The 13,808-nt window shown below is 72.4% G+C and carries 13 protein-coding genes; 3 read left to right on the forward strand and 10 right to left on the reverse strand.

The window, feature by feature from the left end; genetic code table 11:
* The 4 genes from ACK5KK_RS05640 to ACK5KK_RS05655 all read right to left on the reverse strand — a co-directional run.
* A partial coding sequence (locus tag ACK5KK_RS05640; RefSeq protein WP_416889114.1) for a hypothetical protein occupies positions 1–960 on the reverse strand: 960 nt, incomplete at its 3' end.
* Positions 957–2,189, reverse strand: coding sequence for a sensor histidine kinase (locus tag ACK5KK_RS05645; protein ID WP_416889115.1), 1,233 nt, complete (start codon positions 2,187–2,189; stop codon positions 957–959). The genes ACK5KK_RS05640 and ACK5KK_RS05645, both read right to left, overlap by 4 nt.
* Positions 2,179–2,832 carry a response regulator gene (locus ACK5KK_RS05650; RefSeq protein WP_416889116.1) on the reverse strand — a complete coding sequence of 218 codons (654 nt, stop codon included), beginning with the start codon at positions 2,830–2,832 and terminating at the stop codon, positions 2,179–2,181. Before ACK5KK_RS05650 ends, ACK5KK_RS05645 begins: the two co-directional genes overlap by 11 nt.
* Before the next feature lie 9 nt (positions 2,833–2,841).
* Positions 2,842–4,158, reverse strand: coding sequence for a class I SAM-dependent RNA methyltransferase (locus ACK5KK_RS05655; protein WP_416889117.1), 1,317 nt, complete (start codon positions 4,156–4,158; stop codon positions 2,842–2,844).
* 96 nt (positions 4,159–4,254) lie between these two features.
* Here ACK5KK_RS05655 and ACK5KK_RS05660 point away from each other — a divergent pair, with 96 nt between their 5' ends.
* From ACK5KK_RS05660 to ACK5KK_RS05670, 3 genes are all read left to right on the forward strand, one after another.
* The gene (locus tag ACK5KK_RS05660) at positions 4,255–5,172 is read left to right on the forward strand and encodes a TIGR03560 family F420-dependent LLM class oxidoreductase (protein ID WP_416889118.1); all 918 of its coding nucleotides are present in this window, start codon (positions 4,255–4,257) and stop codon (positions 5,170–5,172) included.
* A gap of 31 nt (positions 5,173–5,203) precedes the next feature.
* Positions 5,204–5,854 (forward strand): Maf family protein, encoded by a 651-nt coding sequence (locus ACK5KK_RS05665; protein WP_416889119.1) that lies wholly within the window; start codon positions 5,204–5,206, stop codon positions 5,852–5,854.
* 78 nt (positions 5,855–5,932) lie between these two features.
* A complete protein-coding gene (locus tag ACK5KK_RS05670; protein WP_416889120.1) occupies positions 5,933–7,699 on the forward strand; it encodes an acetyl/propionyl/methylcrotonyl-CoA carboxylase subunit alpha in 1,767 nt (588 codons plus the stop codon).
* 27 nt (positions 7,700–7,726) lie between these two features.
* Here the strand turns inward: ACK5KK_RS05670 and iolD are convergent, their stop codons facing one another.
* From iolD to ACK5KK_RS05700, 6 genes are all read right to left on the reverse strand, one after another.
* Positions 7,727–9,640: a 3D-(3,5/4)-trihydroxycyclohexane-1,2-dione acylhydrolase (decyclizing) gene (iolD, locus tag ACK5KK_RS05675; RefSeq protein WP_416889121.1), complete on the reverse strand. Its 1,914-nt coding sequence runs from the start codon at positions 9,638–9,640 to the stop codon at positions 7,727–7,729.
* Complete coding sequence (gene iolB / locus ACK5KK_RS05680; RefSeq protein ID WP_416889126.1) at positions 9,637–10,551, reverse strand: 5-deoxy-glucuronate isomerase; 915 nt, start codon at positions 10,549–10,551, stop codon at positions 9,637–9,639. Before iolB ends, iolD begins: the two co-directional genes overlap by 4 nt.
* A gap of 52 nt (positions 10,552–10,603) precedes the next feature.
* Positions 10,604–11,500: a deoxyribose-phosphate aldolase gene (locus ACK5KK_RS05685; RefSeq protein WP_416889122.1), complete on the reverse strand. Its 897-nt coding sequence runs from the start codon at positions 11,498–11,500 to the stop codon at positions 10,604–10,606.
* A 1-nt stretch (position 11,501) separates the two neighbouring features.
* The gene (gene iolC, locus ACK5KK_RS05690; RefSeq protein ID WP_416889123.1) at positions 11,502–12,455 is read right to left on the reverse strand and encodes a 5-dehydro-2-deoxygluconokinase; all 954 of its coding nucleotides are present in this window, start codon (positions 12,453–12,455) and stop codon (positions 11,502–11,504) included.
* Positions 12,452–13,387 carry an ROK family protein gene (locus ACK5KK_RS05695; RefSeq protein ID WP_416889124.1) on the reverse strand — a complete coding sequence of 312 codons (936 nt, stop codon included), beginning with the start codon at positions 13,385–13,387 and terminating at the stop codon, positions 12,452–12,454. The genes iolC and ACK5KK_RS05695 overlap by 4 nt, the downstream gene beginning before the upstream one ends.
* Positions 13,384–13,808 (reverse strand): GntR family transcriptional regulator (locus ACK5KK_RS05700; protein WP_416889125.1); only part of this gene is annotated, 425 nt, incomplete at its 5' end. The genes ACK5KK_RS05700 and ACK5KK_RS05695, both read right to left, overlap by 4 nt.

The following is a 13,808-nucleotide window of genomic DNA, read 5'->3' on the forward strand; positions in this document are numbered from 1 at the left end:
GGCACGGGACCGGCCGACGACCGTCACCACGACCTCCGGGTCGGGCGAGGTGCGGATGTACAGGCGCTCGGACGCCGCACCCTCGAGCGCCGCGGCGAGGCGTTCCCGGATCTGTTGCAGCTGGGCGTCATCGAGGTCGTCCAGTCCGCCCTCGTCGAGCATCGTCACCCGCGAGCCCCGCAACCGCGCCGCCTCCAGTTGCGTGCGCACCGTGTCGTCGAGCAGGCGCGGCCCGCGTAGCTCGTCGCGCAGCCGTCCCTCCGCCAGCAGCGCCTCCCGCCGCTCGCGCTCGGGGAGGTCGCCGCCGTTGTCGATCGTGTGCATCAGCACCGGTCCGGCAACCGCCAGCGCGCGCCGCACCTGAATGCGCCGCTCGCGGCGCCGCCCGTCCTGCGAGGCCAACCACTCCGAGGCGGCGCGCTGCAACTCGGTCAGCTCGGCGGTGTCGCGTTCGGCGCGGCGGATGAGCCCGGTGAGCAACTGCGCCACCCCCACCCACACGATCGCGCCGGTCGCGCCCAGCGCGATCGCGGCGGGCACCCCGATCCACAGCGACGCCTCGATCGTGAGGATCACCACGCCGGCCCACGCCGTCCACGGCCGGCCTCGCACCATCACGATGGCCATCAACGCGCCGATCCCGCCCAGGCTCCAGGTCGCGAACGGCAGGGAACGGGCCACTTCCCCCACGCCCCACCACGTCGCGTTGGGAACCGCCACCGCCGCGACCAGGGCCAGCGCGGCCGTCCACATCGGGAACCGGGATTCGCCCGCGGGTGCCGCTCGTTCCCCGAGCCGCCAGAAAATGCACAGCCACGTGACGACGAGGTACATCGCGACCGAGGCGGTCACGATGACGGGATGGTCCACCGGCGCGGTCCACACCATCGCGCCGACGGCGAGGTAGGCGGTGAAGGCGACCGCGAGCGACGAGAGCACTGAGCGCACCGCGACCCTCACGACGCACCGCCCCACACCAGCGACACGACGGTGCCCGCCGGGGAACTGCGGACGATCGCGGTCCCGCCCACGGCAGCCATCCGCGCCACCATGGAACCGCGGATCCCCAACCGGTCCTCGGGCACACGCTCCGGGTCGAACCCGGTGCCGGTGTCGGAGACCGTGATGCTCACGCGCGCCCGGCGCACCTCGAACCCGATCCGCAACCCCCGCGCCCGCGCGTGCTGCTGGGCGTTCGCGATCGCCTGGATGCCGGCGAGCACCAGGGCGCGGGCGACCCGGCCCGGAACCGTGACGGCGTCGTCGTCGATCTCACGGTCCACCGGCGTGTCGACGCCCAGATCGATCGCGGCGCGCTGCAGCCCATCGCCGAGCTGCCCGACGATCACCGGGTCGTCCGAGCCTTCCCCGGAGTCCTGATCTGCGTTGGCCAGGCGCGTCAGTGCCTCGCGCGCCATCGAGACCGCCAGCGTGTGCTCGCGCGGCGTCTGGGCCCGCTCGGCCGCGATGAGCGCGGCCAGGACGCTGTCGTGCATCAACGCGGCGACCGCGACGCGCTCGTCCTCGGCGGCGTCGGCGGCGGCGGCGGCGGCGTACGAGCGCACGGCTTCCGCGCGCGCGCCGTCCATGCTGGCCGCCACCGACCGCAGCATCCACCCGAGGGTGAGGATGACCGCCGCCAGGATGACGGCGAAGACGACGTCGAGGATGGTGGGCAGGACCGCGACGGCCGCGAAACCCAGCTGCTGCAGCCGCACCAGCCCGTACAGCGCGGGGATCAGCGCGGCGTAACCGATCTGCACGGGCAAGGGGAAGCCGAGCACCGCCGCCGACGTCGCGACGTTGATCAGGTACCAGATCCACGGCGCGCCGTCGGTCGCCGCGCCGGCGCCGCCGGTGGCGGTGGGCCACATGACGAGCGCGAGCGGGTAGGCGACCGCGAACACGCGCGCCGTGGCGGCGACCCACCGGCCCACGAAGCAGGCGACGATCATCAGCACGAGCGGCGCGAAGACGGCGATCGAGAGGGCGACCCGCCAGCCGATTCCCTCGATGTCGGAGGTGAGCGCGTTCACGAACCCCTGAGCGCCAAGCACCGAGCATCCGAAGCCCGCCACGAGCGCGATGATGCGTTCGACCCGCGCGCGGGTGAACCGCGCGGCCCCCACGTCGTATCCGCTTCCGGCCTGACGGCCGCCCCAGTCGCGGACCCAGGCCTCAGAGGTCACCGGGCTCCTCGGCGACCAGTCCGTCCTCCATCGCGCGGCGCAGGAGGTCGATCTTTGTGGGCGCCGGGCGTCCCACGTCGACGTACTTGACCCGCACGCGGGTGATGTTCTCCTTGGCGGTGGAGTAGGCGACGCCGAGCCGATCGGCGACGACCTTCAGCGGAAGACCGGCCGCGTAGAGCCGCAGCACGTCGCGCTCGCGCGCCGACAACTGCGCGTCGGCGAACGCGCGGTCACCCTCCACCGCACTGGCCCATTCGACGTTGTCGAGCGGCTCGCCCCGCGAGACCGTCTGGACCGCGGCCAGCACGTCGTCGATGCGCGACGACTTGCTGACGATTCCGGCCGCACCGGCAGCCAGGGCCTCGCGCACCGCTGCGGGCCGGTCGGCCACGCTGTGGATGATGACCGACGACCCGTCGGCGACGAGGCGGTCCACGTTCTCGGTCACCGTCGTGCCGTCACCGAGCGTCAGATCGAGCACGACGACGTCGGCGGGCGCGGCGCGGGAGGCGGACCGCCACCCCACGTACTCGGTGACCGTGCTTCCCGAGAACACCACCTCGTACCCGGCGCGCGCGCAGGCAGCCTCCAGTCCGAGCCGAACCGACTCGTGGTCATCGATGAGCGCGACCCTGGTCATGGACCCAGACTAGCGAGCGGCATCGCGCAGCAGCAGGGCCACCGACTCGACGTGATGCGAGTGGGGGAACAGGTCGAACGCCCGGACGTGCCGGGCGTGGTAGCCGCGGCCGGCGAAAGTGCCGAGATCTCGCGCGAGGGCGACCGGGTCGCACGCGACGTAGACGACACCGGCGGGCCGGAGGCCTGCGACGGCCTCGACCACCCGGCGCCCGGCACCGGCACGCGGCGGGTCGAGCACGACCAGGCCGCGGGAGATCCGCTCGCGCAGCGCGCGGCTCGCGGTGTCGGCGGTCGCGGCCAGCCAGCGATCGACGCGGCCGGTCTCTGCCCGCGCGCCGACCCATTCGGCGAGATTGTGCCCTGCGTGCTCGGTGGCGCGGGAATCGGACTCGACGGTCGTGATCCGCGTCTCGGGTCCGCCCGCGACCGCGACGGCCGCGGCGAGCAGCCCGACGCCGCCGTACAGGTCGAGGTGGTGGGCGTCGGGGTCCAGGCCCGGGCCGGACCCGTCGAGGCTGTCGGTGACCGCGTCGGTGAGCGTCTGCGCGGCGAGCCGGTGCACCTGCCAGAACCCGTCGGCGTCGACGCGAAACCGGCGTCCGCCGACCGTTTCGGCGATCACCTCCGCGCGGGGGCGCGGACGGGCGCGGCCTCCGCGGCGGGGGCCGGAAGCGGTCTCGGACCGGGGCAGCACCCGCACCCGGCCGTCGGCGGGCTGGACGAGGTCGACGCGGCCCGGATCCGCGCGGTGGAGGCGCGCGGCGGCCTCGTCGATCGACAGCGTCGCCAGCGGCAGATCGGGCACCTCGATCACCCGATGGCTCCGCGCCGCGACCGGTCCGATACGGCCGTCGGCGTCGACATGGAGGCTGACCCGGGTGCGCCATCGGGTGCCGTCGTCGCGTTCGGTGTCGGCGACCAGGCCGCCGGATGCCCGCGACGGGTGGGCCGTCTCCATCGTGACCGGCAGCTCCAGCCGCCCGATCCGGGCGAGCGCGTCGCGGACGACGTCGGCTTTCAGCTCGCGCTGACGGGGCAACGCGACGTGCCCGAGGTCGGCACCGCCGGGCCGCCGCTCGGGCGGCACGCTCAGATCGGCGGAACGCCACACGTGGGGGCGACGGTCCGGCGACGCGTCGAGCACGTCGAGCAACTCGCCGCGCCAGAACGAGTCCGCGCGGGTGTCGGTGATCCGGACCCGCACGCGTTCGCCCGGGATCACATCAGGGACGAACACCACCCGTCCCTCGTGGCGGCCGACGAAGACGCCGCCGTGGGCGATGCCGGTCACGTCGAGGTCGATCAGGTCACCGGGTGCACTCACCCCACGAGCATGCCACGCCCGGCGCTACACTGGCCCACGCGACCGCCCCTCCGGCGCGGGGCCTCACCGTCGCACCGCCGAGGGGAGAACGAAACCATGGAGTTCTGCGTCTTCACCGAGCCCCAGCAGGGGGCGAGCTACGAGCACCAGCTCGCGTTCGCACGGACCGCGGAACGGGTCGGGTTCGACGGGTTCTTCCGGTCGGACCATTACCTGCGGATGGGCGAGGGCGACCCGCTACCCGGTCCCACCGACGCGTGGACCACGCTGGCGGGGCTCGCGCGCGAGACCACCCGTCTGCGCCTGGGCACCCTGGTCTCGTCGGTGACCTACCGCGTGCCGGGCATCCTCGCGATCCAGGTCGCGCAGGTCGACGCGATGAGCGGCGGGCGGGTCGAACTGGGCCTGGGCACCGGCTGGTTCGACCAGGAGCACGCCGCCTACGGCATCCCTTTCCCGGCGCGGCGCTTCGACCTGCTCGAAGAGCAGCTGGAGATCGTGACCGGACTGTGGTCCACGCCCGCCGACCGGGCTTACTCGTTCCAGGGCGCGCATTACCGCCTGACCGACGCCCCACCGCTGCCCCGCCCGGTGCAGGAGCGCATCCCCGTCATCGTTGGCGGGGCCGGCCCCCGGCGCACCCCCGCCCTCGCCGCCCGCTACGCCACCGAGTTCAACATCGGCTTCCGCTCCGAGGCCGAGATCGCCGAACGGTTCGCGGCCGTCCGGCAGGCCTGCGTCGCGCACGATCGCGACCCGGCGACGCTGAAGCTGTCGGTCGCGCTGTCCACCATCGTGGGTCAGACATCGGCGGAGGTCGAGCAGCGCCTCGCGAGGGCCCGCCCGCGGGAGGCCGCCGTCGCGCTCATCGGCACACCCGACGAGGTCGCCGACAGGGTGCGGCGGCTGCGGGAGCTGGGCGCGGACCGGGTCTACTTCCAGCTGATGGACCTGCGCGACGTCGACCACGTCGAGCTCGTCGGCACCGAGGTGCTGCCGCGCCTGGCGACCTGAACCCGTCGCCCACGCCGCTAGCGTGGAGGTCATGCGAGTGTGCCTGGCCTCCACCTCCCCCGCCCGCCTCATGCTGCTGCGTCAGGCCGGGATCGAACCGCTCGTGCGCGCGCCGCACGTCGACGAGGATGCCGTCGTGGCCGGCGAACAGGCCCGGCGAGGAGGCGTCCTGCCGCCGCACGAGCACGTCCTGCTGCTGGCACAGCGCAAAGCCGCCGATGTCGTGGCGGCGCTCGCGAGCACGGACCCGGATTTCGACGGCATCGTGATCGGGGGCGACTCGATGTTCGCGTTCGGCGGTGCCGTGCTGGGAAAGCCGCACCTACCCGAAGTCGCCGCCCAGCGCTGGCGCGACATGCGCGGCGACACCGGGGTACTCCACTCCGGCCACAGTGTCGTGCGGGTCCGCCCGCTCGCACCGCCGCGTGAAGCGCACGCCGCGGCGGCGGCCTCAGTGACCTTCGCGGCCGACATCACCGATGCAGAGATCGCCGCCTACGTCGCCTCCGGCGAGCCGCTGCACGTGGCGGGCGCGTTCACGGTGGACAGTCTCGGTGGAGCCTTCATCGAGCGTATCGACGGCGACCCGTCCACCGTCGTGGGGATGTCGCTGTCGGTGCTGCGACGGTTGACCGTCTCGCTCGGGGTGGGATGGACCGACCTGTGGAACCGCGACTCGTAGAGTCCCTCCCGTCCGGCGCGAGCGACTTTGTGGCGGCGATCCAAAGGAGCGCGCGTCCTGCTCGGTAGGCTGGCATCCATGCCCCACATCGCCAAGGTGCTCATCGCGAACCGCGGCGAGATCGCCGTCCGCATCATCCGTGCCGCCCGCGACAGCGGACGTGCGTCGGTCGCCGTCTACGCCGACCAGGACCGGGATGCCCTCCACACGCGACTCGCCGACGCCGCCTATGCGCTCGACGGCGAGACCAGCGCCGAGACCTACCTGTCGATCGAGAAGATCCTCTCCGTCGCGCGCCGTTCCGGCGCCGACGCCGTCCACCCCGGCTACGGCTTCCTCGCCGAGAATGCCGACTTTGCGCGCGCCGTCATCGCGGCCGGCCTGGTGTGGATCGGGCCGTCACCCGAGGCGATCGAATCCCTCGGCGACAAGGTCACCGCGCGCCATGTCGCCGAGAAGGTCGGCGCACCGCTGGCCCCCGGTACCCCCGGCCCGGTGGCCGGCGCCGACGACGTCATCGCGTTCGCCGAACAGCACGGTCTGCCCCTCGCGATCAAAGCAGCCTACGGGGGCGGCGGTCGCGGCCTGAAGGTCGCCCGCGAGGTGGGCGAGGTCGCCGAGTTGTTCGAGTCGGCCACGCGTGAGGCCATCACGGCGTTCGGCCGTGGCGAGTGCTTCGTGGAGAAGTACCTCGACAAGCCCCGCCACGTCGAGACGCAGTGCCTCGCCGATGCCGCAGGCAACGTCGTGGTCGTCTCCACCCGCGACTGCTCGCTGCAGCGCCGCCACCAGAAGCTCGTCGAGGAGGCGCCCGCGCCGTTCCTGACCGACGCGCAGAACGCGACGCTCTACGACGCCTCCAAGAAGATCCTGAAAGAGGTCGGCTACGTCGGTGCGGGAACGTGCGAATTCCTGATCGGCGCCGACGGCACGATCTCATTCCTCGAGGTCAACACGCGCCTGCAGGTCGAGCATCCCGTCTCCGAAGAGGTCACCGGAATCGACCTCGTGCGCGAACAGTTCCGACTCGCCGAGGGCGGCACGCTGGACTACCCCGACCCGACACCGGTGGGGCACTCGATCGAGTTCCGCATCAACGGCGAGGACCCGGGGCGGGGCTTCCTGCCGCAACCCGGGCGCATCCACGTGTTCAAGACGTTCGGCGGCCCCGGCATCCGACTCGACTCCGGGGTGACCGCCGGCGACAGCGTCTCGGGGGCGTTCGACTCGATGCTCGGCAAGATCATCGTGACCGGCCGCGACCGAGCCGAGGCGCTGGAGCGCTCGCGGCGCGCGCTCGACGAGTTCGAGGTGTCCGGCATGCCCACGGTCCTGCCGTTCCACCGCAAGGTCGTCCGCGACCCGGCCTTCACCGCCGAGGACGGCCGATTCGGCGTCTACACCCGGTGGATCGAGACCGAGTTCGTGAATGACATCCCCGCGTGGGATGGCGAGCTGGAGTCGCCGGACGCACCGGAGTCACGGCACACCGTCGTCGTGGAGGTCTCCGGCAAGCGACTGGAAGTGAGCCTCCCCGACCGGGTCGTGCAGGCGCCGGCGAAGGTGGGGCGCCCCGCGGCGGTGCCGCCGTCGCGGCGCTCCCACGACGCCTCGGTGAACGCGGGCGCCAGCGGTGACGCGGTGAAGAGCCCGATGCAGGCGACGATCGTCAAAGTCGCCGTCGAGGACGGTCAGCACGTCGTCAAAGGCGACCTCATCGTGGTGCTCGAGGCGATGAAGATGGAGCAGCCGCTGCAGGCCCACAAGGACGGTGTCGTGGGCGCCATCAACGCCGACCCCGGGACGACCGTCCCCGCCGGTCACCAACTGCTGACGATCTCCTGACCCTCTCCCTCCCGTCCCACCCGGGGCTCAGCCAAGCAGGGGCCGCTGGGCGTCGCGACGGGCGAGGTAGGCGGCGCGCGCGGGCACGGTGGCCGCCAGGTCGGAGGCTTCGGCGATCGGCACATCCCACCAGCCTTCGCCGTCGGGGGCGTAGACGAGCGGGTCGCTATGGATGTGGATGAACGTCGACCGGTCTGACGCCTTGGCTGCCACGACCGCCGCGCTGAGGTCGGCGATCGCCGTGGGACCCGGTGCGATGTCGATGACGTCGATGCCGTAGCTGCGCGCGTTGGCGGCGAGGTCGACGGGAACCGGATGCCCGCCCTGGAAGTTCCGCGCGGCCGGATCGTACTGCCGGAACCAGGTGCCGAACCGGCCCGACCCCACCGTCTCGGACAGGTGGCCGATCGAGGCGTAGCCGTGGTTCTGCACCAGGATCACGACGATCTTGATCCCCTCGGCGACCGCCGTGACCAGCTCGGTGTGGAGCATGAGGTACGACCCGTCGCCGACCATGACGATCACGTCGCGGTCGTCGCCGGCCACGTCGAGTGCGCGCTTGACCCCGAGGCCACCGGCGATCTCGTAGCCCATGCAGCTGAACGCGTACTCGACGTGATAGCCCATCGCGTCCCGCACCCGCCACAGCTTATGAAGGTCGCCGGGGAGCGAACCGGCCGCCTGCACGATGACGTCCTCGGGGGCGGTGGCCACCTGCACGGCACCGATGATCTCGGGTTGACCGGGCAGCTCCCGACCCGACGGCGCGAGTGCGTCGTCGACGACGGCATCCCACCGCGCCTTCTCCCGCGCGATGCGCTCGGCGTATTCGGCGGGCACGGTGTACCCATCGAGCGCGGCCGTCAGTGCGACGAGGGCCTCCCGCGCGTCGGCGACCACCGGCAGCTGCGATCCGTGCTTGTAGGCATCGACCGAGGCGACGTTGACGTTGACGAACGTCACGTCCGGGTGCTGGAACGCCGTGCGGGAACCGGTCGTGAAATCGCTGTACCTAGTGCCGATGCCGATGATGACATCGGCCTCGGCGGCCAGCCGGTTCGCCGTGGAGGTTCCGGTCGCACCCACGCCTCCGGTGTACTGCGGATGGTCCCACAGCATCGCGCCGCCACCGGCCTGCGACGTGGCGACCGGGATGCCGGTGACCTCGGCGAACGCGCGCAACCGGTCCTCGGCCCCCGAGTACAGGACGCCGCCGCCTGCGACGATCAGCGGAGCCCGGGCGGCACCGATCGCGGCGACCGCCCGCTGCAGCGGGCCGGCCTCCGGCACCGGTCGCCGCACATGCCATTCGCGGTCGCGCAGGAACGCCGGCGGCACCTCGAGCGCCTCGGCCTGAACGTCCTCGGGCAGCGCGATCGTGACCGCCCCGGTCTCGGCCGGGTCGGTCAGCACCCGCATGGCGGCCAGCGCGATGGAGAACACCTGCTCCGGCCGCTGCACGCGGTCGAAGAACCGCGACACCGGCCGGAACGCGTCGGTGACCTGCAGGCCCGGGTCCCACGGCTGCTCCAGTTGCTGCAGCACGGGGTCGGCGACCCGCGTCGCGAACGTGTCGCTGGGCAGCAACAGCGCCGGGAGCCGGTTCGCGGTGGCCAGCGCGGCGCCGGTGAGCATGTTGGCCGCCCCCGGCCCGACCGAGGCGGTCGACGCGAAGGTGGCGCGCCGACGCCGCATCCGCGCGTACCCGACCGACTGATGCACCATCGCCTGCTCGTTGCGCGCCTGGTAATAGGGCATGAGGTCGGGGTCGGTCGCGTTGACCTGCCGCAGCGCCTGCCCGAGGCCCGCCACATTGCCGTGCCCGAAAATGCCGAACACGCCCGGGATCGTGCGCTCCCGCACGTCGCCGTCGACCGTCCACTGGTGCGCCAGGAACTCGATCAGCGCCTGTCCGACGGTCAGGCGCACCGTCGCGCTCACCGGGCACCTCCGTCGGTGGAGCCCGAGTAGGGCAATCGGGCATCCACCGGCTGCCCGTCCCACGTACCGCGCACCCACGCGTGAGCGGGGTCGTCGCTGATCCGCCACACCCGTTCCGGGTCGGGGCCGGCCATGACGTTCAGATAGTAGAGGTCGTACCCGGGGGCGGCGACGGCCGGGCCGTGGTACCCGTGCGGCACGAGCGCGATGTCGCCGGTGCGCACCATCGCGTCGATGTCGATCGCGCCGGCCGGCGACGCGTACGTGCTGAACATGCCGAAGGCGGCATGCGGTCGTGGTGCACTCGCTCCCGCGGTCGGGGCCGACTCGAAGTAGTAGATCTCCTCCAACCGCGACTCGTGACCGGGGACGTGCTCATCGTGCTTGTGCGGCGGGTAGGACGACCAGTTCTCGGCCGGCGTGATCACCTCGCACACGATGAGCCGGGCGGCGGAGAGCACCCCGGGGACACCGAAATTGTGTACCTGCCGACTCGACCGGCCGGTGCCGCGCAGTTCCACCGGCACCTCCGCGGTCGGCAGGTGCCGCCACGGACCGCCGTCGGCGGCGGGCGCTTCGGCGATCGCCACTCGGCCGCGCCCCCGCACCGTCGCCGTCGTTCCCGGCGGCAAGTACAGCACGTCAGTGGGACCGTCGAAGACCGAACGCCGCCCGGCGAGCACCGTCTCCTCCCCCGCCGCCACGTGTGTGTGCGCGACGGCGAACGACCCCGCCAGGGGCACCACGATCCGTTCCACCCCGGTCTCGGTCAGCGCGACGCGTTCGCCCTCGGCGAGTTCGGCGACCCGGAGGCCGGTGTGCTCCCAGCCCGGGAGCGACGCATCGACCACCGACTCCCAGCCCGGTCGGCTCAGGCCGCCGCGGCGATGGAACCAGCGCTGCTCGGTCATCATGGGGATCCTTCTTTCATGCGGGCGATCCTCTGGCCGGTCGGATGACCGGTCAGAGGTCGGGGTGGACGAGGCGCGCGGCGATGTCGACGGCCGCGGCGACGTCGCCGCCGGGTGGGTAGAGCAGGGTGCGGCCGACGGTCAGGCCGCGCACGCCCGGCAGCACCAGCGCCCGCTGCCACGACGCGAACGCGGCGTCGGGGTCGGCGGTGCTGTCCCCGCCCAGCAATAGGGTCGGCAACGTCGTGGCGGCCATGACCCGCTCCATGTCGTCGACGACGGGGAGCTTCAGCCAGGTGTACGCGCTGGAGGGGCCCAGCCCGGAGGCGATCGCGACCGAAAGGATGACGGCATCCGTCGACAGGTCGTTGACCGCGCGCCCCTTCACCCACCGGGTGAGGAAGGGTTCCAGCATGATCGGGAGTCGAGCGCGGGCCGCCGCCCCGACCGCCGCCGCCATCGCGGTCAGAGTCGGGAGCGTCCCGGCGTCGTCGAGGCCGATGCGCACGAGAGTCTTGGCGACGTCGATGCCGTCCTCCACCATGGTGGACACGTCGTACCCGGTCATGCGGTCGTCGAGCTCGAAGACCGACCCGCGCAGACCGCCGCGGTTCATGGACCCGACCACGATCTTGTCGTCCAGCAGGCCCAGCGCGGCGAGGTCGTCGATGATGTCGGCGGTTCCGAGCACCCCGTCGACCCCGGGGCGGCTGAGCGCGAGCGCGAGCCGTTCCAGGAGATCGTATCGGTCGGCCATCGCGGTCGGGTCGGCACCGACGGCGAGCGCCCCGCGTGCGGGGTGGTCGGCCGCGACGATGAGCAGGCGGCCGTCGCCGCCGAGCAGGTCGCGGCGCCGGCGCGACGCGAGGGCCGTGCGGATCCGGGCGGGTTCGGTGGCCCGAACATCGAGCAGCGCCGCGAAGGCGGCAGCGTCGAGGATGGTGGCCATCTCAGTTCCTCCCGTTCAGGATGCCGTCGACCTCCGCGGAGGTCGGCATGGCTGTCGAGCACTCGCGGCGTGAGGCTACGATCGCACCGGCCGCGTTCGCGAACCGCAGAATGTGCTCCAGGTCCCACCCGGCGAGCAGTCCGTGGCACAGGGCGCCGCCGAACGCGTCGCCGGCCCCGAGCCCGTTGACGACCTGAACGGGGTGGGGCGGCACCTCGACCGATTCGGAGCGGGTCTTCGCGAGCACGCCCCGGGGGCCCTGCTTCACGATGGCGAGTTCGACTCCGCGCTCGAGGAGGGCATCGGCGGCACGATGGGGGTCGACCTCTCCGACGGCCACCTCGCACTCCTCGCGATTGCCGACCGCCACGGTCGCGTGCCCCAACGCGTCGGCGACCTGCTCCTGGGCCTCGGCCGCCGAGGCCCAGAACATCGGACGATAGTCGAGATCGAAGATCGTGGTGCCGCTGCGCCGTTCGTCAAGCGCGGCACGGTGGGCGTCGCGGCTGGGCTGTTCGCTCAATCCCGTCGCCGTGAACCACAGCACACGGGCCGCGCGGATGTCGGCGAACGGGAGTTCGTCGGCCGTGACGGTGAGGTCGGGCGCTTTCGGCTCACGATAGAAGTACAGTGGGAAATCGTCGGGCGGGAAGATCTCGCAGAACGTGATCGGCGTCTTGAGCCCGGCCGCGCGGCGCACGTGTCGGGGATCGACCCCGAGTCGTTCCAGTTCGCGCACCAGGTAGTCACCGAACAGATCGTTGCCGACGCCGGAAAGAAGGGCACTGCGGCGACCGTGACGTGCCGCAGCGACCGACACGTTGGCGGCGGTCCCGCCGAGGTACTTGCCGAACGTGTTCACGTCAGCGAGGCCGACGCCGTCCTGCAGCGGGTAGAGGTCGACGCCGAGTCGTCCGATGGCGAGCACGTCGAGGGGGGATGCGGATTCATTCATGAGTGGGTGGGGGTGGGGGTGGGGGTGGGGGTGGTTTGGGTTGGGGGACAGGGGATCGAAGCGTGGCCGACGGCACCAAGAGCACGAACGCCGCCGCCGAGCACGCCGGAGCGCGCCCCGAGTCGGGCAGGCAGCGCCAGCGCGGCGCCGGCGCGCCGCGCTGTGCGGGCGCGATACCGCTCCAGGGCGGCGGCCACCAGCGGGGTGTCGGCGGTTCCCCACCCGCCGCCGAGCACGATCCGTTCCGGATCCAGCAGTGCGGTCGCGTCGGCGAGCGCGTCGCCGAGCACGTTCCCCGCCGAACTCAACATGGTCGACGCGACCGGGTCACCGCCTGCCGCACGCGCGGCGATCTCACGGCCGGTGAGTTCCTCGCCCGTCTCGGCTTGGAATCGCGCGGCGATCCCCGCCCCCGAGACGTGGGCCTCCAGCGTGGTGTCGGCGGCGCGGAACTCGCCGAACCCGATGGCTTCGCCGCGGCCGCCCGGCCACGGGCATCCGTCGATGACGAGCGTCGAGGACAGCCCGGTGCCCAGTGACACGTACAGGAAGGAGCGAGCGCCACGGCCAGCCCCGAACGCGGCTTCACCCAGCGCACCCAGGCGCACGTCGGAGTCGACGATGATGCGGTCGGCGCCGATGCCGTGACGGCCGAGGGCGGCAGCCAGCAACGCGGCCGGCTGCCGCCCCCAGGTGAGCACCTCGTGCGAGGTGAGCGACCCGTCCGGGGAGACGTACTCGGGGAACCCGACCGCGACGGCAACCGGCCGGCGATCCCGGGCAGCGGCGACCGTCAGCGCGACGACGCGCTCGACGTCGTCACCGCCGATCCGGGTGGTCACGGTGTGTGCGTCCTCGACGCGACCGTCGGCGTGGACCGTTGCGAGCAGCGTCTTGGTGCCGCCCACATCGACCGAAAGCACGACGGTCACGGGGTTCCTCCCTCGTAGGAACGCCACAGCGTGGCCTGGAACTCGTAGGCGTCGTGGCGATACGTCTCCCGTCCCAGCAGCACCGGGCCGCCGGCGAGATCGAACGCGGTTTCTTCGCCGACCAGCACCGGGTCGTGCTCGGAGATGCCGAGCGCGACGGCGACGTCGGACGGTGCCGCGTCGGCCCGGATCGCGTAGTCGGTGCGGACGATCCGAACGTCGTGGCCCCCTTCGAGCACGGCGTACAGCGAGGCGTCCTCCAGTGCCGCGCCGTCGACGCCGGGGAAGCGCCCCAGCGGGAGCACCGTGATGTCGTAGCACGCTGGCACGCCGTCGAGGGTGCGCACCCGGTGCACTTCGTGGACGCGGGACGCGGGGGCGACCGCGAGTGCGGCAGCCTCGTCGAGGCTCGCGGCCCGCG

Source organism: Microbacterium sp., assembly GCF_047972865.1.
In the GTDB taxonomy this organism is placed as follows: domain Bacteria; phylum Actinomycetota; class Actinomycetes; order Actinomycetales; family Microbacteriaceae; genus Microbacterium.